Genomic DNA, 22,897 nt, shown 5'->3' with positions numbered 1-22,897 from the left:
AAACCCTTGGTTCAGGGCGCGGGCGAGCCGTCCCCGTCCTCTTCTTCGATTGACTGATATTCCAGGGCGAAAACCGGGTTGCAGTCATATGGGAAGACGTAATTGCCCGGCTGCTTGCTCCACTGAATGTAGCGGGCGCCGTTATTATCGAGCACCTTGGGATCTTCGAACCACTGCGTCGCCTTCAGCTGCGTTCCGTCCTCGCTGAGCTTGTAACGTTCCACCATGCGCAGCGCGTCGCTGTGATCGAGGCCGTTATTGGTGATCGTTGCCGGAGCAAGATGCGTGGTTTCGATAACCAGTTCATCGCCTTCCCAGTGGCCGATCGAATGACCAACCTTGGAATGAGGCGCGTCTTCAGGGGGATGGTCCCGCCCGTCCATGAAGATCAGCCGCACCTGGTCGAAATATTCATATTTGAAGACGATCAGTTCCGGAGTCTGATGTATCTCGAAGGGGAATGGCCCCTGGATCGAATATACGACGGATGGGGCAGCACAGACCCTTTCCAGCGTCATTTCATCTTCCGGCTTCCACTGTGCCGCCTTGGCGCGGGCATCGGGCTTGAGTTCCAGCCCGCCGAATTCGCCTTGCGGAAATTCGACAAACCCGCTGTCATCGATGATGGCAGTATTCGCCGGAAGCTTGGCAACCAGCTCCTCATCAAAAGGATGCTGATTCCCGTTCAGGGACCAGAAGCCCGAGAAATCAGGCGCTTCCTCAGTATCGGAATTGTGGGCGCCAGCAGGCGCGACGATCAATGTTGCGGAAACGAGCAGGCTTAGTCCCAGGCGGATCATTCATTCACTCCCAGCCAATCAGTCCATCGACTCCCGGCGAGCCATTTGGTGCGTCATCCGACGCGGATCGAATTTGCGGCCAGGGTTTCAGCCGGACGTGTCGAAAGGCGCGCTGCCGATACGATTGCCATTTCCGTCGAATGCCTGGCGCAGGCGCAGATAGCGTTTGCCGTCGCGCGCCTGCCAACCGTCAATCGTTACCACATCACCGGCCTTCAGGCTGGTGCGGGACCAGCCGCGACGCATCAGCACGACAGGTGCATTTGTTTCAACACGCCACTCCTGGACCTCGCCATCGTCGGACGGCACCTCCACCACGATCGTGCCATGGGGATTCTGAAACCGGAAGGACGTGACCTTGCCCTTCACCTCCACGATTTTGTCCGCCTTGAAGAAAGCCGCAAACGAGTGATGGGCGTAGGCGGCGCAGGGCGCCAGGATCGCGAATGCCGAAGCAGTTGCGACAAGCTTTCTGAACATCGTCAAACTCCCTCAATTCGATAATTTCTTCCCCGCGCGGGACGAAAAATCGTGAATATATCGTCGCTTCATGAATGTTACCAAACCCGATGACGCATTTGGTTCAGAACTTCTTCTTTACACTTACAGCCCATTCCCTCGGCCGTCCCGGCTGGCCTGTGATAAAGGTGGATCCCAGCGTAGTGGCGGCACCGCGGGTCAGGAAGTAATATTTATCGAATAAATTTGTCAGCTCCGCCGACACTTCCAGATCTTCATCCCGATTGCGCCAGGTCAGGCGCGCATTCACCAGCGTATAGGCGTCGATCGTGTTGTAAACATTGTTCGCGCCGGTGAAGATGTCGCTCTGGTACGATGCATCGACGCGTGGTGTCAGGGAACCGGCGTCGCCCAGTTCGAACCTGTGCTGCGCCCCTATGCTCCATTTCCAGCTCGGCGTGTATGGCCGCGTATCACCATATTGCGGCCCCGTCGGGCTGGTCGGCCCACCGGCAGAAGGGTTTATATATGTATAGTCAAAGTCCAGATGGCTGACCGCCATGTCGATCAGCGTGCCCTCGAACGGAGCGAGTGACGCTTCCACCTCGAAACCCTGCACATCGGCATCACCGGCATTTGCCGGCTGTGCACATGGCCTGGCCGGTACGCCCAGCCCCGGACAATCGCTCAGCGTGAGCTGGATGCCGTCATACTTGCTGAGAAAGGCCGCGATATTGATGCGCAATGCACGGTTGAACCAGTCCGTCTTCAGCCCTGCTTCGTAGGAGGTGAGCTCTTCCGGACCGAATGACCGGGCCTGGGGCGCGAAGAAGGGCCGTGGATTGATGCCGCCGCCCTTGTAGCCGGTCGACAGCTGAGCATAGGTCATGACGTTGTCCGACCAGCGATATTGCGCATTGAGGCGATAATCGAAGCGGTCGGTCTGGTAATCGCCGGTCACGCCGTTCAACGCCCTGAGGATCGGATGCGGATCCCCTTCCGGTGTCAGGCGGACGAAAGTGTAGCTCTTGGATTCATCCGTATAGCGCAGGCCGGCGCTGACAGTCAGGTCTGCAAGGGGCGACCAGGCGACATGCGCGAAAACCGCCTTGCTTTCCGCCGGGACCGGGTCGCGCTGATAGAATGCGCCCAGACTGTCGCGGAACTCCTGCCGCGCGGTATAGATCGATTTCTGATCGCTGTAATATCCGCCAAGCGTATATTCGACCTCGTCATTTGCCCCGAAGGCACCGTTAAGCCGCAGTTCCTGGCTGAAGAAGTCGAAGTCGAGGATGCTCAGGCCAAGATGCTGTGCCAGCGGCGTAAGGTCGCTGTCATTGCTGAATTCCGAGCTGTAAGTCCGATAGGCGGTGATCGAGACAAGTTGCAGGCTGGGAGCGAGATCCCATTCCAGTTGGCCCGACACGCCCCATCCTTCAAACATGAAACGGCCGGACGTCTGGAATGGCGCATAGGAATCCGTCGCGACATGATTGAATGTCGAATAATTGCAATAGCGGCCACACAGAAAGCGCGAGTCCAATGCGATCGGCGCCTCGAACGGATTGATGCTGGCCGTGTAGGGCACATTCGGGCTGACAAGATCGCCATTCTCGTCCCGGAAGGGGATGATCACGCTGGGCGTGGAGGCGCGATCATCATATGTGTAGTCCGCGATAATATTGATATCTAACGAGGATGTCGGGCGGAGCCGCAATTGGCCGCGCACGGCCGAATAATCGATTTCCCCTTCCCGCGCGATGACGCAATCGCTTTCAAATGGAACGACACGCGGTATTCCGTCCGCCGGGTTGATGGCAGGATCATCCCCGGCCGGATAATCGCATCCGAAATCGCGACGCTCCACATAGCCTTTCTGCCGTTTTGAGACACCGGACAAGCGCATGTCGACCCCTTCCGCCAGGCCGAAATCGCCACTCGCGCGGATATCCAGGCGGTTTCTGATGCCGTATGTCGCGGCGACATATCCGGTGTTGTCTCCAGTGGGGCGTTTGGAAAATAGCTTGATGGCGCCACCGATGGAATTGCGGCCGGACAGCGTGCCTTGCGGCCCTCTCAACACCTCCACACGTTCCAGATCCAGCAGGTCGAGAACGGAGCCCGTGAGCGTGGCGTAATAGACATCGTCCACATAGATCCCGACCCCCGGTTCCAGAGCCGGGTTGAAGTCCCCTTGCCCCACACCGCGGATCGACGCGATCATGGACGCACCGAAGGATTGCCCGGCCGGAGCCAGGCTGACATTCGGCGCCTGCCGCGCAACCTGCGAAAGGTCGGTCTGGCTGCGTGCTTCCAGCATGGCCGCCGAAACGGCAGTGATCGCCAATGGCGTGTCCTGCAGGTTCTGTTCGCGGAACTGGGCGGTGACCACGATCTCGTTACCGGCACCAACGGTCGGTGAATTTCCGGGGCCAGGCTGGTTTGCCTCCGCCGCCCGCGCATCGGCCTGCCTTTCGGCTGGCAGCGGCTCCGCAACGCTCTGCGTTTCCGGTGCTACCTGGGCATTTGCCGCTGCGCCAGACAACATGACGGCGGCCGCCGCGATCTGGCTGGCCGAACCGAAGAATGCATGTCCCGTTCTCAGTTTCATCACTCTTCCCCTCGTTATTCTTTCTGTTTTCCGGCTTTCCCGGGCTGCACTGGCCCGGCTTTATCCTGCGGCCATCCGCGTTCGGTTCATTCGGCAATGGCCTGGTAGGCAAGCGTCTGGAATTCGCGCAGCATCCGCTCGTCATACGGCGCCTTCTGCGTCATCAGGATCGCCACCATCTCTTCGGCCGGGTCGACGATGAAATGCGTCGTCGCAGCCCCGCTCCAGCCAAAGGCACCCGGAGACGAAAGATTGCCGTCGGCCGCAACGTCGAGCTGCACCGAAACGCCCAGCCCATATCCCGTTCCGGGCGTTCCCTGTGCCTCCCCCAGATTCCCGATAGCGGGTGGGAGGTTGTTCGCCGTCATCAGTTCAACGGTCTTCTTGCCGAGGATCCGCACCCCTTCGAGCTCGCCCCGGTTCAGCAGCATTTGCGCGAAACGCGCATAATCCATCGCCGTGGACCATAGCCCGAGCGTGCCGAATGGATGTTCGGCGAAACGTTCATAGGTCGAAGGCCGCATGTCGACGGGAGGAAAGGGCGGCGGCCCTTCGGGGACATCGTGCAACGCTGCCACGCGGCCACGCTTTTCCGCCGGGACGCCATAGGCCGTATCGACCATCTGCAGCGGCGTGAAAATCCGCTTCTCCAGATATTCGTCGACCGGCATTCCCGAAAAATATTCGACCAGATAAGCCTGTACGTCGTGGCCGTAGCCATACAGCCATTGTTCTCCAGGGTGGTATAACAGCGGAACCTCGCCAAGCAGCTGCATCTGCTGGCTGAGTGATGTCATCGCATTCACCCAGATCTTGCGGTCGGTATAAAGCTGCGCGACGGGCGCGGGGCCACCGCCCGCACCTATGCCGAGAGTGTGGCGGAAAGCATCGTGAATGGTCGGTTTGCGCTTCGGCTCTTCCAGAATCATGTTCCCGTCTTCGTCGACTCCGGCGAAGACCTTCAGATTGCTGAACTCCGGAATATAAAGCTCCAGCGGGTCGTTCAGCTGGAACTTGCCTTCTTCATACAGTGTCAGAAGCGCGACGCTGACAACGGGCTTCGTCATGGAATAGATACGGAAAATATCGTCGGGGCGCATGGGCCGCTGGGTGGCACGATCGGCCAGTCCGAAGCTGGACAAATGGGCGACACCGCCCTTCCGTGCGATCAGCACGACCCCGCCGGGAATATTCCGTTCAGCCGCGGTCCTGGCGATCGCTTTATCGAGCAGGTCCAGCCGTTCGGCGGAAATGCCGGCCTGCACCGGCTCTATCCTGGGCAGATCCCGTGCGGAAACAGGCGCAACGCCTGCGCAAAGCAGGCAACAGGCGGCGGTAAAAGGCAGCAGTTTTACAGACCTTCTCATCCTCTTTCCCCTTGTATTCCGGACCGCTTGTGCGGTTTTTCCGGTTGTCAGCCCGAGTGTTTCCCGGTGCTGCTTCACAGGCGCGAGACGCGTGTTTCCTTTGCCGTCATGAACTCGATAAGGGCAGGCTGGCCATTTTCGGTGGCGGCAATGCCCCGCCCTATTGCTGCGCGGATTTCGCCGGGTTCGCTCACCCGTTCGCCATGCCCACCAAGAGCGCCGGCGAATTCGGCATAATTGCCCGAAATGTCGGTGGCCCGGTAACGCTCCGTCGCTTCGGGCATGACCGGCAGTTCGATCGCCATCGATGAATTGTTCAGCAGAATGGAAAGGATCGGCAAACGTTCGCGCACCGCCGTTTCAAAATCCATGCCGGTAAAACCGATCGCCGCATCGCCCCAGACATTGATGCAGAGCTTGTCCGGACAGGCAAGCTTGGCCCCCATTGCCAAGCCCAGGCCGTAACCGAGCTGGGTCGATTTGCCCCATCCCAGATAGCTGAGCGGGCTTTTCGTCTTCCAGAACGGCGTCAACTGATCGCGTGGGCTGCCTGCGTCATGGGTTATGATCGTGTTCGCCACATCGACCGAATGCTGCAAATCCCACAGCACACGGTAAGGCGAAAGCGGTGCATCCTCACACGTCAGAAGGGGCAGCCATTCCTGCATCCACGCGGATTCGACTTCGGCGATTTCGGCCGCCACCGGGGCGGCATCGCGCGGCGTGTCGAGCAGCTCACGGCACGCATCCACCAACATGGCGAGGGTCAGGCGCGCATCGCCGGCCAAGGCCATTTCGCATGGTACATTCTTGTTGAAGTCAGCGGGGTCCAGCGTGGCGTGAATCACCCGCTTGCCGGTGGGCATCCGCACGCCGAATGCGGTTTCGGCAAAGCTGCAACCGATGCCCAGGACCAGGTCCGAATTGTCGAGAAAATGCCGCAATTGGCCGGGCACGGCAGCCCCGCCTGCACCGAGGGCAAGCGGATGCGTTTCATCGAAGCAGCTCTTGCCTTCCAGGCTGGTGCAAACCGGCGCTGCAAGCAGTTCCGCCAGTTCCTGCAATTCCTTGTAGGCATCGGCCCAGTGCACGCCCTGCCCGGCATAGATGACCGGACGTTTCGCCGTGACCAGCGCCCTGGCGGCCTGTTCCACGGCTTGCGGGTCGGGGCCACTTCGCGTGCTGACAACCGGGCGATAATCGAGCTCGCCGTCGATTTCTTCCGTCAGGACGTCCCACGGCATTTCCACCAGAACCGGGCGCAGGCGGCCATTACGCAGCTGAGTGAAAGCCCGGCGCATGATATTCCCCACCTCGCCGGGCAAAGTGATCGGTTCGGCATGCTTGGTCACATCGCGCATGGAGATAGTGGCGTTGTAATTGTCCGGCACATGCGCGATGCGGCGCGCATAGCCCTGCGGCAGGACCAGGACAGGCACGGACTCGGAATAGGCCTGCGCAACCCCGCCATAGGCATTTTCCGTACCGGGCCCGTGCTGCATTGCGAACACACCCATATGTTTGCCCCGTGTCAGGCGGGACAGCGCATCGGCCATATGCACGCCCGTGCGTTCCTGGCGGACGATGACCGGGCGGATACCAATCTCCGCCGCCGTCTCAAGGACCGGATTGCGCGGATATCCGAAGATCATGCTGATACCTTCACGGCGCAGAATTTCGGCGATGGCGGCACTGACTTTCATCCAATCTCCTTCGACCACTGCTTGCACGGCTCCGCGAGCGGGCACCGGGAGGAGCCCGGCTGCCCGCTGGCGCCGGTCGCGAGAGTCATTTGACTAGGTGAGACGCCGAACCAGCCGACCAAAAAGCCGGCATATTGGCTTATCGCGAAGAGCACGGCTTGAACGCCGCGCCGCCTCTACTTATCCCCACCCTCTGTTTTTCTTCGGCAATGATTGTGCCACTTCGATGGCTGCTGCGGGAGTTGCAAACTTGGCCGCAAGTCATAGGATTTTTGCATGAGCCTCGATCATCGCCAGCTTCGCGCCTTTCTCCAGATTGCCGAACTGGGAAGTCTTGGCCGTGCGGCGAAGGCTGTTCACCTAACCCAGCCCGCCTTGAGCAGGCTGACACGGGAGCTGGAACGAAGCTGCGGACTGGCCCTGTTTGAACGGCATCCGCTGGGCATGCGGCTTACGGAAGCAGGAGAGGCGCTGGTGCCTTTCGCACGATCGATCCTGCACGATATGTCCCGCGCGGAGGAAACAATCGCCGAATTGCGCGGCGCGGGCAAAGGCGTGGTGCGGGTGGGGGCCATCGCCGGGGTTGCCCGTCAATTTCTTCCCCATGCCGTGAAATCGCTGCGAGACAAGGGCACGGAACTGAAGGTCTATCTGCTGGAAGGCAGCGGCGGTGAACTTGCCGCCGCGCTCGCCGATGGATCGATCGACATCGCAATCGCGCATGATAATCTCGAAGACGACGAAGTCACAGCAGTGCGCGACACTGGCTATTCAGAAGATTGCAGCGTGGTTTGTTCCACATCCCATCCGCTTGCCGCCACCAAACAATGTTCGCTGGAGGAAGTGCTGAATGCCGGCTGGGTGCTGCCGGGCCCGGGCACCACGCCGCGCAAATTGCTGGAAGAAGCGGTCAGAGGTTCGGGCAAACGAATGCCGTCAGCGGTTGTCGAAACCAGTTCACCAAGCGCGGTTGCCGCATTCGTCAGGCGAAGCCTGTTGCTGGGATGGCTTCCCTGGTCGCTTTATGCCGATGAAGAGGAAGCAGGCCAGATCTGCGCTCTCAACGTACCGGAACTTGCTTCGCATAGATGCTATTATATCTACAAACGGCGTCGCGGCGTGCTCTCTCCGGCAGCTTCGGCATTCCTGGCGGGCCTGGATATAGCAAGCCAGGACTGAGCGCTGGCCGGTAATGTCATCCCGGGCCGGGAAACTGCTTCTTCTCCACTGTCCAGCCAAAGGTGGAACACAGCCTGCAATCCTCCCCGACAAATTCGCGGGCGGCCTGCTGATCGCCGTTCAATTGCCATTTGAGCCACGCCGCGCCTACCCGCGCCCAATCGCCGCCGTTGACAAGCGGGAGGGTGCCGCCATGGCCCACCGGCAGATTGGCGAGTATCACGGGCACATGGCCGATACGGCGGAAATCGTCAGTTCCATTCGGATAGGCGATGTCTTCCGGCCCGCCCAATATATAGGCCACCGGCGTATGCAGCTTGTCGAGATCCTGCTTGCGGATCTGCACGCCGCTCAGCCCGGTTCCGGGGCGGTTATACACTCCGCTTCCATAGACAAGGACGGTATCAATGCGCGGGTCCGCCCCGGCGGCCAGCGCCTGAAGCCCGCCGCAACTATGCCCCGTCACTGCGATCCGGCTCGTATCTATCCTGCCGAATAATGGATCGGACGCGTCGCGATTGACCTTCTCGGCCCACTCGATCGCTGCGAGCATTTGCGCCACCGCGGTCTGATCCGGTGCGCGTTCGGCAGGGGGCGGCGCCGGCGTACCTGCTGATGGCGGAGGCGAGATGCTCTCAAGCGCCGCACGCTCTTCAAGCGGAGCGCCATTGGCGACGACCACGAAACCGTGACTGGCAAATTCACGCAGGGCGTGGCTGGCGCTCAGCCCGTTGTTGAGACAGGCGCCATTGCCCCACAACACCAGGGGTAGCGGGCGCGAAGGCAGGTTTTTCGGCCGATAGAGCGTATAATTCGGCGCATCCTCGCGCGATTGGGCAATTGCCGGATGAGGCCCCGTTCCGGCCGCTTCGCCGATCTGTCCCTGGACGGCGGCCATTGGCGCGGGCGCGGCTGCCGGCGCCGCTTCACCCGCCGCAGGACGCAAGGGGAGATCAATGCGTGAACCGGATTTCTGACCGCGCATTATTGTTATGCGCGGCGGCGGATCCTGTCTGACATCGGCGAGGTTGCGTTGCCGCGGATCGGCGCCGGTGACAACGAACCGCAATCTCGCCCCCTGCTCGAACCGATGCGAAAGCGGCATCATCGCGATGTTTAGCCGGGCCGTTTCCCCTGCGGGCAAAGGCGCCACGTCGCGCTCCAGCCCGGAATGCCACGGCAGTCCCAGATTGTTCCACGGCGCGTCCGCAGTGGCCCTGTGGGAAATCCGGAGACGGCCGAAAGACAGGACTTCGACATCGCCATCGGGCGCCACCTCTTCGAGATAGACGAAAAGATCGGCATCCTCGCGGTCGGCCGCAACCTCCAGATGGGCGACGGGATAGCCGAGCAGTTCCATCGGCTGGTCCAGCGGTTCGCTGGTATAGACGATGCCATGTTCGTCCAGCGGACTGGGCCAGAAAGCGAAATATTCACTGTCGCCCACGCCGTAATCGACCGTGAATTCGTCGTCCGCATCAATGCCTGCGCGGGGTGAGAGCGATAGCTCGTCCTGCTCCGTTGCCGACAGGTAGAACGCCGCCGAAAGCGCATCCGATCCGGGCAGGCTGTCGGTCCGGAGGTATTGCCCCCTGCCTTCTCCCTCGTCCGACCAATAGGTCACGCGTGGCTGCTGGGCGAAGCCATTATCGATATTTTTCAAATGGTAATCGAAGAACCGCCGGATCTCGCCTATGAAATCGAAGGCGGGCGGCGGAGCGCAATGGCTGCCCGGTCCGACAAGTAACCGACTGCCGAGATTTTCAGCCGCGACGATGACCTGGCTGGTCGGTTCGTCTTTCCAATTGCTCCAGAGATAGGTTGCAATACCGGCTTCGCGGATCGCATCGGCATAGCGCCAGATCGCCACTTCGTCCCAGAAGGCATTGCCGGTCAGCGGCGATACGCTGTCGCGATAGGGCATCGAATACCATAGCCCCGCCATCGGAGTGTTATCGGCGTGTTGCGCCACCGCCTGCCGGAGCAGTTCCCCGCCCTCGTCATCATCGACCGGCACGCTGGCAAGATCCTGGGACAATGGTTCGTCCGGGCGCGTGTTGAATTGTGCGGTGATCCCGCCGCGGCGGACGAATGCATATTTGTCCCAGTCGGTCGCCCCGGTGAATATCGCCCGCAGCGATGGCGGCGCGGTGCTGGCCGTGTGCATCGTCGTGCCGCCGAGATAAGAACAGCCCACCATACCGACCGCCCCGCTGGAAAATGGCTGGTCGGCGAGCCATTCCACCAGATCATGGCCGTCCTGCGCCTCCGTCCGGTCCTGGAAGCCGCGGCGGGCGCCGAAGGATGGCCCCTTGCCGCGTATATCGGCCACAGCCACGACATAGCCGGCCCTGATAAGCGACCGCAGGGCAAGCCGATCGTCCAGCGCGGCTTCTTCGACCTGTCCTTCGCCATTGATGAACCGCGCCCGATAGGGGGTGAAGACGAAGATCACGGGCAGCCGATCCTGCACCGCCTTTCCGCCTGCATCCGCAGGACGGTAGATATTCATTGCCAGCCTGGTGCCATCATGCACCGGCACGTAGAGAGAGCGCCTTTCGACCCCCGGATAATCCTGCGCCCGGGCAGGCGCCACCAGCGCCGCCAGGGCTGCCAATGCAATCGCTAGTCTCAAGATCATCGCTACTCTCCCGATCCCTCTGCTGGGGCTTTGTCATTTCCTGCGGTTCACTCCTCCAGCGAAGCCAGCCATTGCAGGATTTCTTCCCGGTTCTGATCCAGTCGGGGCGGTGGCTCCGCCGTTCCAGGGGCGCCGGGTTCCATGTCGAAGCCGGCATTCGGCACCGCAACCGCGCCATCGCCCGGCAGACCTTCGATATTCACGTCCAGCAGGGCTTGCGAACCGCATAGCTCAGCAGCCTCCCCCACATGGCGGATCTTGCCGCAGGGGATGTTGACCGCGCTGAGTTCGCGTTCCCACTGATCGGCATCACGCGTTCTGAATATCTTTTCGAGCTGGGCGAACATCGCATCGAAATTGGCGCGCCTTGCGTCCGGGGTGGCGAAGCGAGGATCCTTCAGCCAATCCTCCCGGCCCAGATGCCGGCAGAGCGCCGCAAACTGGTTTTCCTGCACCACGCCGAGAGAAACGTGGCGGTTGTCCGCAGTTTCGAACAGGGCCGCCGTGGGCAAGCCGCTATATCCCGTATTGCCGAGGCGCTTCAGCGTCTGTCCGGTCACGAGATAAGGTGTCAGGGCGGAGGTCATGAAGGCCATGGCTGCATCGAGCATCGACACGTCGATATAGGCGCCCTGCCCGGTACGTTCGCGCTGGAGCAAGGCACCCAGAATGGCCACCGCAGCCGTTTGCCCGGTGAGCGTATCCACGATGGGGAAGCCGATCCGCACAGGCGGATCGCCCTCGGCCCCGCTGAGCATCATCATGCCGCTGGTTGCCTGCACGATATTGTCGATCGCCGGCCAGTCGCGCTGCTCGCTCTTCTGGCCATAACCGGAAACCGAACAATAGACGATGTCGTGCTTCCATTCCCCGACGGCATCATAGCCGAAGCCCAGGCGCGCGATCACGCCAGGGCGGAAATTTTCCAGCAATACATCGCTGTTCGCCACGATCTTGCGGGCGATCTCCTGCTCTTCCGGATCCTTGAGATCCAGCGCGATCGACTTCTTGCCGACATTGGCGGCGATGAAGGCCGGGCTCATCCCGTCAAACCGGCGATCGGCCCCGTAATTGCGGAACTGGTCGCCATTGCGGGATTCTATCTTGATGACTTCCGCCCCCATCAGGCGCAGCAGATGGCTGGCAAAGGGGCCTGCCATGACATGGCTGAAATCCGCCACTCGAAAGCCGGCAAGCGGCTGGCTCATGAAATATCTCCACATGAAATACGATCGCGCGCGGCAAAGCTGGCGCGGGCGAGCTTGAAGGCTTCCAGACCATCAATCCCGAACTGTTCCAGTGCGCGCGCATTCTCTTCGGCGTCACGCAGATATATCTGGTCGAAATGCCGCTGTTCAGCCGGTGTCGCGCTGGAATAGATGATCCGCCCTTCCCCCGCGGCCCGCCCCACGGCTTCGGACTTGCGGATTTCGTCGGCCAGCGCCTCTTCCCAGGCGGCCACGCTGCGTTCGAGCAGGTCACGCTGCCACGGTTCGAGCTGGCGCCACCGTTCAAGGCCCATGGCCCGCGCAGGATAGGCGCCGCGCGGCACGCGCAGGTCATAGAAATAGTCGGTCACTTCGGCCAGATGCAGCGCACGGAGCGTGTCCAGCGGGGCAATCACTCCGTCGATGACCCCTTTGGCGAGGGCCGAATAGACTTCGCCCATCGGCATGTTCACAGGGTCGGCCCCGAGGTTCTGCAACACGGCCAGCAATTCGGTGGGTGCGCGAATACGCAATCCGCGCAAATCGGACAGTTGCTCCACTCGCTTGCCGCGGGTCAGTATTCCGGGCAGCAAACCGCCTTGCACCGCCAGCACTTTCAGACCGTCAAGCTCCCGCGATATCTGCGGTATGCGCGCTTCAAGGCAGCGATAGAGCGCGACCTGCGATTCAACCGAATCCGCGCCGCTGTAGAATCCCGTCTGGATGCGCAGCAGATGTGTTCCGCCCCGGACATAGATCGGCGTGATGAGGCCGATATCGGCCACGCCGTGGCGCAATTCCTCCATCGACATGTCGGCCGACAGCAAGGCGCCGGACCAGATCGGGCGAATGACCAGCCGCCCCTGCGATTCCTCCTCGACAAAGTCGATCCACCGCTGGTCCGCACGGCTGAACGGATGCGATGGAGGATAGGGCGTCGCGTAGGTGAGTTCCGTCACCTGCTCCGGCACGTCCCGCGCACAAGCGGTGAGCAACAGGGCGGCCAGAAGCAGCAGCAATCTCATGCCAGGCCCTTCTCGGCCAGGAAATCGGCCACCATCCCCACCATGCGATCATGATCCCAGATCTTGGCATCGACCATGTCGGCATCGATCATCAGGACCGGCACGCCGGCATCTTCCAGAGCGGAAGCAGTCATCTTCGTACCCGATTGCGACAGGCGGTTATCCGGCGGCAACAACATCACCGCAGCATCGATCCCGCAGCGCTGCGCCTCGGCCGTCATCCAGCCGTTCATCCAGGGTGGCAGATGCAGGGTTTCGTTCATCGAGGCGACGCGGCTGGCCAGCGCCTCCATCGGCCGACCGTGGAGATCACGAATATAGGACGGCCCGGCAAAGGGCATATACATCGACCAGACAAACACCGCCCCGAGGCTTTCCTCCAATGCCTGGTAGAAGCCCGGATCGTGCCACACGCCCGCACCGATCCACATCAGGCGGATATTCTCTCTGGATGACGCGCCCAACCCCTGGTTGATCCGTTCCATCACTTCATCGCGGAACCGCTTTGCATGCCCCACCGCCCATTCGGATCCGCGGTGCCATTGCGGGATCATGGTATTGGGCATCTGTTCCGCAATGGATACCGGGCATGGCCGCGCGGCCCCGATCGCCTGCGCCGCTTCCCAGATATAGCCTTCCTGGACGTTGATCTGTTCCATCAGGTGATGGAACTTTTCCTCGTCGAACCGGCGGCCCGTGCGTTTTTCAAGAAGCGCGATCAGATCTTCCATCTCGCGGACCATTTGCGCGATCCGGTCCGGTTGATAGACCCGTTCCCAATCGCTCTGCGCATGGGCGTACCAGCGCAGGTCCTTGTCCACCCAGGCGGGTGCTTCCATCGGAAAGAATTCGCTCCCCAGGGCCTCCGCCCATTGGCCGAAAACATGCTGGATGCAATCGCAGGTGAGCCGCGCAACCAGAACCGTCGGCTTGGGTAGCCCGCCCCAGGGCGCCGTTTCCGGATCGTTGGCCAGCGTGCAGGCCAGCCCCAGACTGCAATATTTGCAGCTATTGGCCGGGTAGCCAGCATCGACCAGAGTATCGAAATAACGGGCCGAAAGCTGCTTTGCCGAAATATAGGCGGACCACCACTGGTTGGTGATGATCGGGATGTCCATCGCGTGGAAAATCTCGTGCGGCGTATCGGCCTGGACGATGGCGAACGGTTCCTGCTCGTCCACGACCTTGCGGCGCAATTCCTTGCCGAACGCCTTCTGGTAAGCCGTTGCCGCTGTCGTACAGGCCAGGGACTTGCGGCTGCGCTGGTTGGCGGAGACGTTCATTGGAAAACTCCCTGTTCGCGCAGTCGATCGATCACGCCCTCCTCCAGCCCGCAAATCTGGCGCGCAACCTGATGGCTGTGTTCGCCCATCGAGGGCGCGCGAAACGGCGCGAAGCGATCCCTCGAAAAGCGCAGGGGCGTGTTCATGTGGCCGAATTGGCCTAGGATGGCATGTTCCAGCTGCACCAGCGCCTCGCGCCCGGCGATCTGCGGGTCATGTTCCAGCAGATCTTCGCAATCCTGCAAGGCACCGGCCGCAATGCCGGCTGCCTGCAATTGTTCTGCAATTGCCTTGTCGTCGCGCTGCGCCGTCCATGCGGCCACGTCAGGACCGGCAATCGCCTGCAGCTTTGCCCGGTCCTCTTCCGAAAACAGGCTGATGGCCACCCAGCGGTCTTCGCCGGCGGCAGGGTATACCTCCTGGAAGAATATGCCGGGCGCCGTGTTTCCCATGCGCTGCGGATGTTCCCCCCGCTTCGCGGCCGCGATGAAATCACGCATCTGCTGAACGCATATCTCGTACATGCTCGCATCGATGTGGCAGCCGCGCCCGGTTTCGCGCCGATGCTGCAACGCTGCCGCCACATTTGCGGCCATGACAAAGGGAACAATCACATCGCCATAGGGAACAGCGCCGGGAATAACGGGCGGGCCATCGGGATAGCCGGTCAGGAAAGTCCGCCCTGACAACGCACCGCCCGTGCCATCGACGCCCCATTCCCGGGCCAGCGGGCCGGTCTGACCATAGACGCTACCGGACACCATCACGATGCCGGGATTCCGTTCGGCCAGCTTTTCGTAATCCAGCCCGAGTTTTGCCATGGTCCCCGGGGAGAAATTCTCCACCACCACATTGGCCCAGTCGATGAGCGGGTTCAACACCTCGTAAGCGGCAGGTTCCTTGAGATTGAGCGTCAGGCTGCGCTTGGAAGTGTTCAGATGTGCGAACCACGGCTTGTCATCGAAGCTGCGGTCGCTGGAAGCCGACACCTGCACGTCCAGCCTTGCGAGGTCCGGCCGGTTGCGGGTTTCGATCTTCACGATCTCGGCCCCGAGATCGCCCAATGTCTTGGTGGTGATTGACCCCACCAGCGCCCATGCGAAGTCGAGCACTTTCACGCCCGAAAGCGGACCCGGACGTTCGCCGGAATGGATAGCGGGCGCCGCCGGTGCCGCATTGCCTTGCGTAATCAGCGCGAAGCGTTCTGGAAGGCCGGACGGGGTATTGAAGAAACCGCGCGCCTCCAGATGGGGGTCCGCAATCACGTCGGCAGGTTCGTTCACCACGCAGGCATTGATGCCGCGACGGCGCCCCTCGGTCGCTATTTCTTCCTTCGTGCGTGAGGCGAAGAAGCGCGCCATTGCCGCTTCCCACCCGGCGCGGGTTTCAGCTGGCAGGGTTGAACGGTTGTAGGCCAGCCAGTCCACACCCTGCATGGGATTGTCGACGCCGGCTTCGTCCATCCAGTCCGACAGCGCCCGGTTCGCGGGTGCGCCGAGGCGGCCTGTCATGAGGGCGTGGAAGCACCAGCCGTCGGCCAGGCGCCAGATTACCCGAACCTTGGCCTTGCCATAGGCGATGCAGCCGCCGGCCCGGTCCAGCTTGCGCTTGTCGAACTGCCACACCAGCACGCCGTTCACGTTCCGGCTCATCGCGACCTGCTGGATGGAAACATCGACATGCTGGCCTGCGCCATGCGTTCCACGCGCGAAGTGTGCGGCCATTGCGCCGGCGGCAGCGACCATGTCCGCATGGAAAGTACAGGCATCCCCGGCCTCCTTGACCGGCTTTTCTCCCGGCTCGCCAGTCAGCCGAAGCGCGCCCCCCATGGCCGAGGCGACGAGTTCCCCTCCGCGCCAATGAGCGCGCGGGCCATCCGAACCGAAAGGCGTCACGGAAACATGGATCGTTCCGGCGCCAATCGGCTGTTCTCCGATATTGTCGCGGCCGAGATCGTCGATAACGAAGGAGGCGCCCTCCACCGGGCCTCCGATTTCCGCGCCGAGCGAGGCGAGGAAACGGGCGAGCGGGCGATCCTGCATACCGCCGAGTGCGGCAACGCGATGTCCGGCAAGGAAGCTCATGCGCCCACTCCTTCCAGGAAGGCGCCGATCTCATCCACGGCTCCATCCCGGCAGAGCCAGTCGCGCCGGGTGAGGACAAGCGACGGCAGGCCGCTGGCCTCCAGCACGCGCCGTTCTGCCGGCAGATGCCAGGTCTGGGCCTCGTCTTCCTCTATACGCCAATGGATTACTGCGCTCGCTCCCCTCCTTTCGATCTCTGCTGCCAGATGTCTTGCCGGATCCGAAAAGCTGCGCGGCCCGTCGCCCCTTGCATGCAGGACACTCCCCACGGCTCGTGCCGGATCGCCGGTTCCCTCTGCGACCGGTTCACCCAGATCTACCCAGTCTTCGGCCAGGGTCCGGGCAGACGGTTCGAAACCGGCGCCGGCTATGACGCTGTGCAGCCGCCGGTCCGGAGGGGCGGTGCCTGTCAGGAGGCAAATGGGGCGGACCGTTTCGGGGGCTTTCAAGGCGCGTTGGCGGTTGTTCCGCACGATTGCTTCTTCAAGAGCATCCTCAGTCACTTCGAGGAACCGCATCAATTCGCGCACCTGCGTTACCGTCCGGTCCAGGCTGGCAGGGCGCGGAATCTTCGCGATGTCGAAGATCAGCGGCCGTGGTCCGCCGAGTAGGCCCCGCCGCTGCAGTTCGCAACAATAGTAATACAGCCGCTGCGACGTATCTTCCGCTCTGCTGAACAGGACATGGTCGAGATGATCATATTCGCCGCCCAGCCAGGCTTCGAGCACAGGGGGTGCCCAAGGCGCGAATTTCGTTTCGAGCCACTGCCGTGCCCGCGGCGAATCCCGATCGGGATCGAAGCCAAGCGGCCCGGCCCCGCGCTGCGAGGCAGTGATGACATCATGTGGAAGGTTGGGTCCGGCTAGTGCGATCACGGTATCAGTTCCCAAGAAGTCGTGGCAGCCACAGAACCATGGCCGGGAAGAGGATCAGCAGGAGGAGATGCAGCACGTCGCTGGCCAGGAACGGCATCACGCCGCGAAAGATATTGGCGATGGAAATATCCTTGGCCACGCCCTGCATGACATAGAGATTGATGCCGAGCGGCGGAGTGAGAAAACCCACCTCCATCGCCCTGACGAGGAAGATTCCGAACCAGATCGCCGTCATCCCGCTTGCTTCGACAATCGGCAGCAGGATCGGCGTCATGAGCAGCATCAGCCCCAGCCCGTCGAGAACGGTGCCGAGCAGCAGAAGTACGAGGCCGATAAGGAGCAGGGTCACGAATGTGCCCGCCCCCAATCCCAGCACCACCTCCCCGATGGCATCGGACAGCCCGGTAACCCCCACGAAGACGGAAAATATCAATGCGCCGATCACGATCAGGAAGATCAGCCCCGTGGTGCGAAGCGTTTCGGCAAAGGCAGTGAACAGGGTTTCGCGGCTTAGCTTGCCGCGTATCGCCGCAATGGCCAGCGCCCCGGCTGCCCCTACGGCGGCGGCTTCCGGCGGACTGATCCAGCCCAGGGCTATGCCGCCGATCACCAGCAGCATCAGCAGGCCGATTTCCCAGATGCGGCCAAGCGCCTGCCAGCGCTCTGCCCACGAAACCCGGTCACCGGCCGGCGCAAATTGCGGACGCGCCCGAACCAGCAGGAAGACAACCGCAGCATAGAGAAGCGCCTGGGTAATCCCGGGGATGATCGCGGCGGTGAACAGCCGGCCGATCGATTGTTCGGCGATGATGCCATAGACGATCAGCGCGCCCGATGGCGGGATCATTTGCCCCAGCGTGCCGCCTGCCGCGATGGTGGCAGTGGAAAGGCGATCATCATATCCGCGCTGCTTCATCTCCGGATAGGCGACGAGGCCGACCGTGGCCGTGGTGGCGAGGCTCGACCCGTTGATCGCGCCGAAGCCCGCGCAACCGGCAATCGAGGCGTAGGCGAGCCCGCCGCGCCGATGCCCGACCAGCTTCGCCGCCGCATCGAAAAGATCCCGGCTGACATCGACCGAAAAGAAGATATGCGCCATGAAGAGGAACAGGGGCAGCGTTCCCAGTTCATATTTGGTGAGCGTGTCCACCACCACCACGCCACCCTTTATCAGCGCAGCCTCCGGGCCGAGGACCAGGGCCAGGCCGCCCAGCCCCACAATGCCCAGAACAGCGCCGATCCGCCCTCCTGCAAACAGCAGGGCGAAGAGGACAAGAAGGCCGATCAGCCCGGTGCCGGGAGTATCGATCATGACCGGCCTTTCCGGAAAATTCGTCCGGCCAGGGTCAGGCAGACCACCAGCAGGGCACCATTCGCAAACAGGCGCAGGACGCGCCATGGAACGCCCAGGATTTCGCTTGTTTCATGCGCATCCCAGAGATCGATGGAAAGCCAGACCGACCCGGCCAGCAATGACGCGCAGAACAGCAAAGTTATCGTGTCGGAGAGGCGATCGGCCATCTGGCGTAGTGGGCCGCCCAGCCGCTCCACCAGAAGGTGCACCCGCGCATGTGCTTGTGCCGCCGTGGCGACAATGATGCCGATGGAACCAGACACGAGAACGGCCGCCTGCATCAGTTCGATCGAACCGGTCAGCGGCACGCCTATATGGCGGCCGATCACTGCGGCTGTATCAATGGCGGTCGCGAACAGGAGGGCAATCCCGCCGACCCAGACGGCAAGCTTGGTAGCGCGGTTCATGAGATCGCTTCGATCCGCCCGTCGTCCTGAATCCGGATCGGCGGCAGGCCAGCCTTGAGAGTGATCCCTTCCACATAATCCGCAATTTCCCGCGCGCGCCGGCCCTTTGCCAGCACCGGGCGGCCAGGTGGCAACACATCCACGGGGATCAGGCCGGCTGCGATGTCCCCGTCCGGCCCTATGGCAAGAGTGCCGATAAAGGCGTTGACCGCCTCCGGATGGAAAGGAGCCAGAGTGTAGCGCGGATCGGGCTCGAACCCGAACATCTCGCGGCGCTTTTGCGCCCATTCGCGGCGTTGCGGGTGATCCTGCGAAGGGCTGAGCGCCCGTGTCACCACGCATCCATTGCCGAGCCCGTGAAATATCGGCTTGCCGGCATGAAATTCGATGCCGCGAACGATATGCGCGTGATGGGACAGGACGGCATCAGCCCCCGCCTCTATCGCGGCGTGGGCTATTGGCCGCTCGTAAGGTGCAAGCTTTGCGGGCGTGTGAACGACGCCCTTGTGCAAGGCCACCAGCACCACCTCCGCCGCTTCACGCGCCTGGCCCATATCTTCCTCCAAGATCTCGAGAGCGGATGGGAGTACGCTCTCGAGATCTGCCCGGGGAGAAACGGGTGACCCGTCCCTGGTCCCGAGTGGGAGGAAGGCGCAGCCCGCGGAACGTTCATCCGCCCAGGCAAATTCCGGCCCGACGCAATTGTAACTGAGCATCGCGATCGTGACGCCCCGCACTTCCATTATGGCTGGCGCCCGCGCCTGCCGCAGATTGGCGCCGCACCCGGCCTGACGGATGCCGTGCAGCCGCAGGCCTTCCAGCGTATCATCTATGCCCTCGGCGCCGCAGTCGCCGATATGATTACCGGCAGTGCTCACCAATCCTATGCCAGCACGCGCGATCGCACCCAGATTTTCCGGCGGCGCACCGGGAGCCGGGACATCGCCGGCCCGTTCCTGCGAACAGGCCGTGTGGGGAACCTCCAGATGGCCAATCGCCAGATCCGCCGACTGCAATGCAGGTGCAATCCCCGCCAGCCAGTAATCCGCGTCCGGTTCGTCCAGAACCAGATCCCCCACCAGGGCTATGCTGACTTTGTTATTCTTCATGCGACCCCTCGTACCCCGCGATCAAAAGCGAATACGCGCTCCGATCGCGAACTGGCGGCCGACCGGATTGGCAGCAGTAGCGTCATAGCCGCCGCTGCCATTGCCGTTTGGCGCCAGATTGACATAGGGCGGGTCGGCATCGAACAGATTGCGCACTTCCCCGATCAGTTCGAGCCCTTCCATCAGCGAACCGTCAAAAGTTTCGCCCACGCGCCAGGTCAGCGTCAGGTCCACGGGGGTGAAGGATTCAACGTCTTCCACCGGCGTCACGAGATTGTTCTTGTACCCGCCAACATGCGTTGCAAGCACGCGCGCGGTCAACGGGCCGTGGTCCCACGATACCGAAGCCCGTGCCTTGAAGCGCAGGGGCTGGAAGATGATGTTGAGCTGGTCGAGCACCGGCGCCGCAGGGGCGACGGAAACCTTATATTCGGTGAGATAGGTGCCGGAAGCGTTCAGGGTCAGGCTGTCATTCGGCCCGAGATCCATGAAATAACCGACATTGAAATCTATCCCCCGCGTTATCGATTTTCCAAGGTTGAGCGATCGGCCGTCGATGAACAATGTCACATTGTCCACGCTGCCGCCGGGCAGCACGCCCAGCACCCGCTTGCCATCGGCAATCAGTTCCGCCACGCGATCGCGCGCCGCCGTCCCGCGCAGTATCACGCCCGTTCCGGCATATTGGTCTTCCTGTCCCAGGATCGTCAGGTTCGACAGGTTGCCGGCGATCTGATCGTCATATTCGACATCGAAATATGTGATCGAAAGGCGCAGGTTCTCTGTGGGTTCAAGATCGGCCCCGACAGACCATGTGGTTGCCGTTTCCGGACCCAGATCCAGGTTCGGTCCCGACCCATAGGCCACGCCGATAATGGGCGCTCCGCCTTGCGGGTTCTGATAGTTCTGGACGTAGAGATTGGAGCCGTTGCCATAGATTTCGGGGATGGTCGGCGCGCGGAAGGAAGTGCCGTAACTCCCGCGAAGCTTCACCCCTTCCACCGGCGTCCAGTTGACGCCGAATTGCGGATTGGTCGTCTTGCCGGCGTCGCTGTAGCTATCGTGACGGACTGCCGCAGTCAGTTCCAGCGCCTGAAATCCGGGCATCGCATTGCCTGGGCCGAAGATGGGTAGCAGCAATTCGGCATAGACTGAATCCACGCTGCGGTCGAACGACCGGAACGACATCGGCGTATCCGGCGCGCCTCTGGCCACACCGAGATCGACATCGAATTCCTGCCGTTCATAGCCTGCAGCCATCCGCACCTCGCCGCCGGGCAGGTCGAAAAGCGGACCGCTGGCCCCCGCTTCGTAGAAGGTAAGCTGGCCATCCGTCGGAGCGAGGAATATCTGGTTGAAGATACCATCGATCACGCCCTGCTGCGTTCGCCCGAGGCCGTAGGGATCGAAGGCGGCGGAGGGATCGCTGCTGGCAAGTGCCGCGTTGAGCGCGGCATTGTTCACGCCGTCATAGGCCCCCGAAAAATCATGGGTTTCGCCATAGGCTGCCAGAGCTTCCAGCTCCCAGCCGAATGGCAGTTGAAAACGCACACCCGGCGATATCTGCCAACTTTCGGCATAGCCATTCGTGCCGGTAAGCGGGATCTCGTTCTCGAAGCTGTAATCGATCTGGTAACTGCTTCCCGTGAAGCCCGAAGGACGAACGAAGAAGGCGTTGGTTTCGGGCACGGTCAGCCGGGCGGACGGCTGGGCGCTCAACCTCCTGAACTTCCGTTTGGAATAGAAACCGTCGACAAACAGTTCGGCCCAGTCGGTAATCTCGAATGACCCGGTGGCGTTGACCGAATTGTATTTCTGTTCGGGAAACAGATCCTGACCGGTCAGATTGTCGCACAGATTGGCTGTTCCGGCAGTGATCGCATCCGCGTTTGCCTGCGTGTATTCGGCAGGCAATGCGTAGTTCACGCCATCGATTACCAGCGTGCCCGGCGCGCATCGGGCCGTCCGGTAATCCTCGCCGCCAAACGGGCGCTGATCGGAAACGAAGAAATCCCGGTCATCCCCGCTGAGATTGGACCGTTCGACATGCTCGAACGCCACCATTACCTGGCCGCGGCTGAATGTCTTGCCGATGGCAGCGCCCGCTGACCATTCATCGAACGCGCCGTCTTCGGCAAAGCCGTAGCGGGCAAAGGCCTCCACGCCGTCAAGATTGCGGCGGGGGATGAGATTCACCACGCCCGCCACAGCATCCGACCCGTAAATGGCGGAGGCGCCGTTGGCCACGATTTCCACCCGTTCGACGCCCAGTGTAGGCAGAACGGACGGGTCGGTTGAGCGGCTGTTGTTCACTACCCGATGCCCGTCGATCAGCACCAGCGTGGCATAAGGCCCGATACCGCGAAGGTTGACGCTGTTGCCGTAAGTGATGTTGCCGGAACCGCCTGCCTGGCCGCGCGAATTCTCCGATACGCCCAGGTCGAAATTCTGCGGCAGTTCCTTGATCACCCTGTCGATGGTGACGGCGCCTGATTCAACGATCTCGTCCCGGCCGAGCACGGTTGCGGTGGCGCCCACTGGCGCCTCGCCCATGCTCACCCGGCTGCCGGTGACGATAATGGTATTCCGGGTGCCGGTTTCTTCTTCGGCATTGTCCTGCGCCATCGCAGGTTGAAACATGACCATGCTGGCCGCCGCCATGGCGGAGGCTGAACCGGTACGCAGAAGCTTCGCGGATTGCTTCGAAATCGCTGTACGCGACATAGGTGACCTCTCCCCTCGCCGGCCTTTGTGGCCGTTCTCCGCAGGGAGGCATCCTGCAAGCGATACAG

Annotated in this window: 16 protein-coding genes; 1 reads left to right on the top strand and 15 read right to left on the bottom strand. The window is 61.8% G+C overall.

Going from position 1 to position 22,897, the window contains the following annotated elements; genetic code table 11:
• Positions 1-11: 11 nt before the first annotated feature.
• The 5 genes from WYH_RS02265 to WYH_RS02245 all read right to left on the bottom strand — a co-directional run bounded on the left by WYH_RS02265 (position 12) and on the right by WYH_RS02245 (position 6,940).
• Positions 12-800, bottom strand: coding sequence for a hypothetical protein (locus WYH_RS02265; RefSeq protein ID WP_046902539.1), 789 nt, complete (start codon positions 798-800; stop codon positions 12-14).
• 87 nt (positions 801-887) lie between these two features.
• Entirely contained in the window at positions 888-1,280 is a 393-nt protein-coding gene (locus WYH_RS02260) for a DUF6152 family protein (RefSeq protein WP_053833354.1), read from the bottom strand.
• 103 nt (positions 1,281-1,383) lie between these two features.
• Positions 1,384-3,870 carry a TonB-dependent receptor gene (locus tag WYH_RS02255; RefSeq protein ID WP_046902538.1) on the bottom strand — a complete coding sequence of 829 codons (2,487 nt, stop codon included), beginning with the start codon at positions 3,868-3,870 and terminating at the stop codon, positions 1,384-1,386.
• Between the two features lie 86 nt (positions 3,871-3,956).
• Positions 3,957-5,237, bottom strand: a complete 1,281-nt coding sequence (locus WYH_RS02250; protein WP_082347756.1) for a serine hydrolase domain-containing protein — start codon at positions 5,235-5,237, stop codon at positions 3,957-3,959.
• Between the two features lie 74 nt (positions 5,238-5,311).
• On the bottom strand, positions 5,312-6,940 hold the full coding sequence (locus WYH_RS02245) for a thiamine pyrophosphate-requiring protein (protein WP_046902537.1): 1,629 nt from the start codon (positions 6,938-6,940) through the stop codon (positions 5,312-5,314).
• A 276-nt stretch (positions 6,941-7,216) separates the two neighbouring features.
• Here WYH_RS02245 and WYH_RS02240 point away from each other — a divergent pair, with 276 nt between their 5' ends.
• On the top strand, positions 7,217-8,119 hold the full coding sequence (locus WYH_RS02240) for a LysR family transcriptional regulator (RefSeq protein ID WP_046902536.1): 903 nt from the start codon (positions 7,217-7,219) through the stop codon (positions 8,117-8,119).
• Positions 8,120-8,135: 16 nt separating this feature from the next.
• Here WYH_RS02240 and WYH_RS17085 read toward each other — a convergent pair whose 3' ends face one another.
• The 10 genes from WYH_RS17085 to WYH_RS02190 are packed head-to-tail and all read right to left on the bottom strand — an operon-like array spanning position 8,136 to position 22,829.
• Positions 8,136-10,760, bottom strand: coding sequence for a CocE/NonD family hydrolase (locus WYH_RS17085; RefSeq protein ID WP_235979771.1), 2,625 nt, complete (start codon positions 10,758-10,760; stop codon positions 8,136-8,138).
• Between the two features lie 47 nt (positions 10,761-10,807).
• Positions 10,808-11,968, bottom strand: coding sequence for a CaiB/BaiF CoA transferase family protein (locus tag WYH_RS02230; protein ID WP_046902535.1), 1,161 nt, complete (start codon positions 11,966-11,968; stop codon positions 10,808-10,810).
• Positions 11,965-12,993: a TRAP transporter substrate-binding protein DctP gene (gene dctP / locus WYH_RS02225; RefSeq protein WP_046902534.1), complete on the bottom strand. Its 1,029-nt coding sequence runs from the start codon at positions 12,991-12,993 to the stop codon at positions 11,965-11,967. The genes WYH_RS02230 and dctP overlap by 4 nt, the downstream gene beginning before the upstream one ends.
• A complete protein-coding gene (locus WYH_RS02220; protein WP_046902533.1) occupies positions 12,990-14,276 on the bottom strand; it encodes a 2-hydroxyacyl-CoA dehydratase subunit D in 1,287 nt (428 codons plus the stop codon). The genes dctP and WYH_RS02220 overlap by 4 nt, the downstream gene beginning before the upstream one ends.
• Positions 14,273-16,360, bottom strand: a complete 2,088-nt coding sequence (locus WYH_RS02215; protein WP_046902532.1) for a CaiB/BaiF CoA-transferase family protein — start codon at positions 16,358-16,360, stop codon at positions 14,273-14,275. The genes WYH_RS02220 and WYH_RS02215 overlap by 4 nt, the downstream gene beginning before the upstream one ends.
• Positions 16,357-17,235, bottom strand: coding sequence for a 2-hydroxyacyl-CoA dehydratase family protein (locus WYH_RS02210; RefSeq protein ID WP_244877946.1), 879 nt, complete (start codon positions 17,233-17,235; stop codon positions 16,357-16,359). Before WYH_RS02210 ends, WYH_RS02215 begins: the two co-directional genes overlap by 4 nt.
• Before the next feature lie 4 nt (positions 17,236-17,239).
• Positions 17,240-18,547 (bottom strand): TRAP transporter large permease, encoded by a 1,308-nt coding sequence (locus WYH_RS02205; protein ID WP_046902530.1) that lies wholly within the window; start codon positions 18,545-18,547, stop codon positions 17,240-17,242.
• Complete coding sequence (locus tag WYH_RS02200) at positions 18,544-18,996, bottom strand: TRAP transporter small permease (protein ID WP_046902529.1); 453 nt, start codon at positions 18,994-18,996, stop codon at positions 18,544-18,546. Before WYH_RS02200 ends, WYH_RS02205 begins: the two co-directional genes overlap by 4 nt.
• Positions 18,993-20,105 carry a CapA family protein gene (locus WYH_RS02195; RefSeq protein ID WP_046902528.1) on the bottom strand — a complete coding sequence of 371 codons (1,113 nt, stop codon included), beginning with the start codon at positions 20,103-20,105 and terminating at the stop codon, positions 18,993-18,995. The genes WYH_RS02200 and WYH_RS02195 overlap by 4 nt, the downstream gene beginning before the upstream one ends.
• A gap of 21 nt (positions 20,106-20,126) precedes the next feature.
• Positions 20,127-22,829: a TonB-dependent receptor plug domain-containing protein gene (locus WYH_RS02190; protein ID WP_082347754.1), complete on the bottom strand. Its 2,703-nt coding sequence runs from the start codon at positions 22,827-22,829 to the stop codon at positions 20,127-20,129.
• Positions 22,830-22,897 lie beyond the last annotated feature (68 nt).

Source organism: Croceibacterium atlanticum (assembly GCF_001008165.2).
Lineage (GTDB): Bacteria > Pseudomonadota > Alphaproteobacteria > Sphingomonadales > Sphingomonadaceae > Croceibacterium_C > Croceibacterium_C atlanticum.
Note: the sequence above shows the minus strand (reverse complement) of the source record. Positions and strands in the feature narration are given on the sequence as shown.

Coding starts and splice junctions, on each gene's coding strand:
- WYH_RS02200 (WP_046902529.1), bottom strand. CDS start 18,996: ATGAACCGCGCTACCAAGCTTGCCGTCTGGGTCGGCGGGATTGCCCTC.
- WYH_RS02220 (WP_046902533.1), bottom strand. CDS start 14,276: ATGAACGTCTCCGCCAACCAGCGCAGCCGCAAGTCCCTGGCCTGTACG.
- WYH_RS02260 (WP_053833354.1), bottom strand. CDS start 1,280: ATGTTCAGAAAGCTTGTCGCAACTGCTTCGGCATTCGCGATCCTGGCG.
- WYH_RS02240 (WP_046902536.1), top strand. CDS start 7,217: ATGAGCCTCGATCATCGCCAGCTTCGCGCCTTTCTCCAGATTGCCGAA.
- dctP (WP_046902534.1), bottom strand. CDS start 12,993: ATGAGATTGCTGCTGCTTCTGGCCGCCCTGTTGCTCACCGCTTGTGCG.
- WYH_RS02250 (WP_082347756.1), bottom strand. CDS start 5,237: ATGAGAAGGTCTGTAAAACTGCTGCCTTTTACCGCCGCCTGTTGCCTG.
- WYH_RS02190 (WP_082347754.1), bottom strand. CDS start 22,829: ATGTCGCGTACAGCGATTTCGAAGCAATCCGCGAAGCTTCTGCGTACC.
- WYH_RS17085 (WP_235979771.1), bottom strand. CDS start 10,760: ATGATCTTGAGACTAGCGATTGCATTGGCAGCCCTGGCGGCGCTGGTG.
- WYH_RS02265 (WP_046902539.1), bottom strand. CDS start 800: ATGATCCGCCTGGGACTAAGCCTGCTCGTTTCCGCAACATTGATCGTC.
- WYH_RS02205 (WP_046902530.1), bottom strand. CDS start 18,547: ATGATCGATACTCCCGGCACCGGGCTGATCGGCCTTCTTGTCCTCTTC.
- WYH_RS02195 (WP_046902528.1), bottom strand. CDS start 20,105: ATGAAGAATAACAAAGTCAGCATAGCCCTGGTGGGGGATCTGGTTCTG.
- WYH_RS02245 (WP_046902537.1), bottom strand. CDS start 6,940: ATGAAAGTCAGTGCCGCCATCGCCGAAATTCTGCGCCGTGAAGGTATC.
- WYH_RS02255 (WP_046902538.1), bottom strand. CDS start 3,870: ATGAAACTGAGAACGGGACATGCATTCTTCGGTTCGGCCAGCCAGATC.
- WYH_RS02215 (WP_046902532.1), bottom strand. CDS start 16,360: ATGAGCTTCCTTGCCGGACATCGCGTTGCCGCACTCGGCGGTATGCAG.
- WYH_RS02230 (WP_046902535.1), bottom strand. CDS start 11,968: ATGAGCCAGCCGCTTGCCGGCTTTCGAGTGGCGGATTTCAGCCATGTC.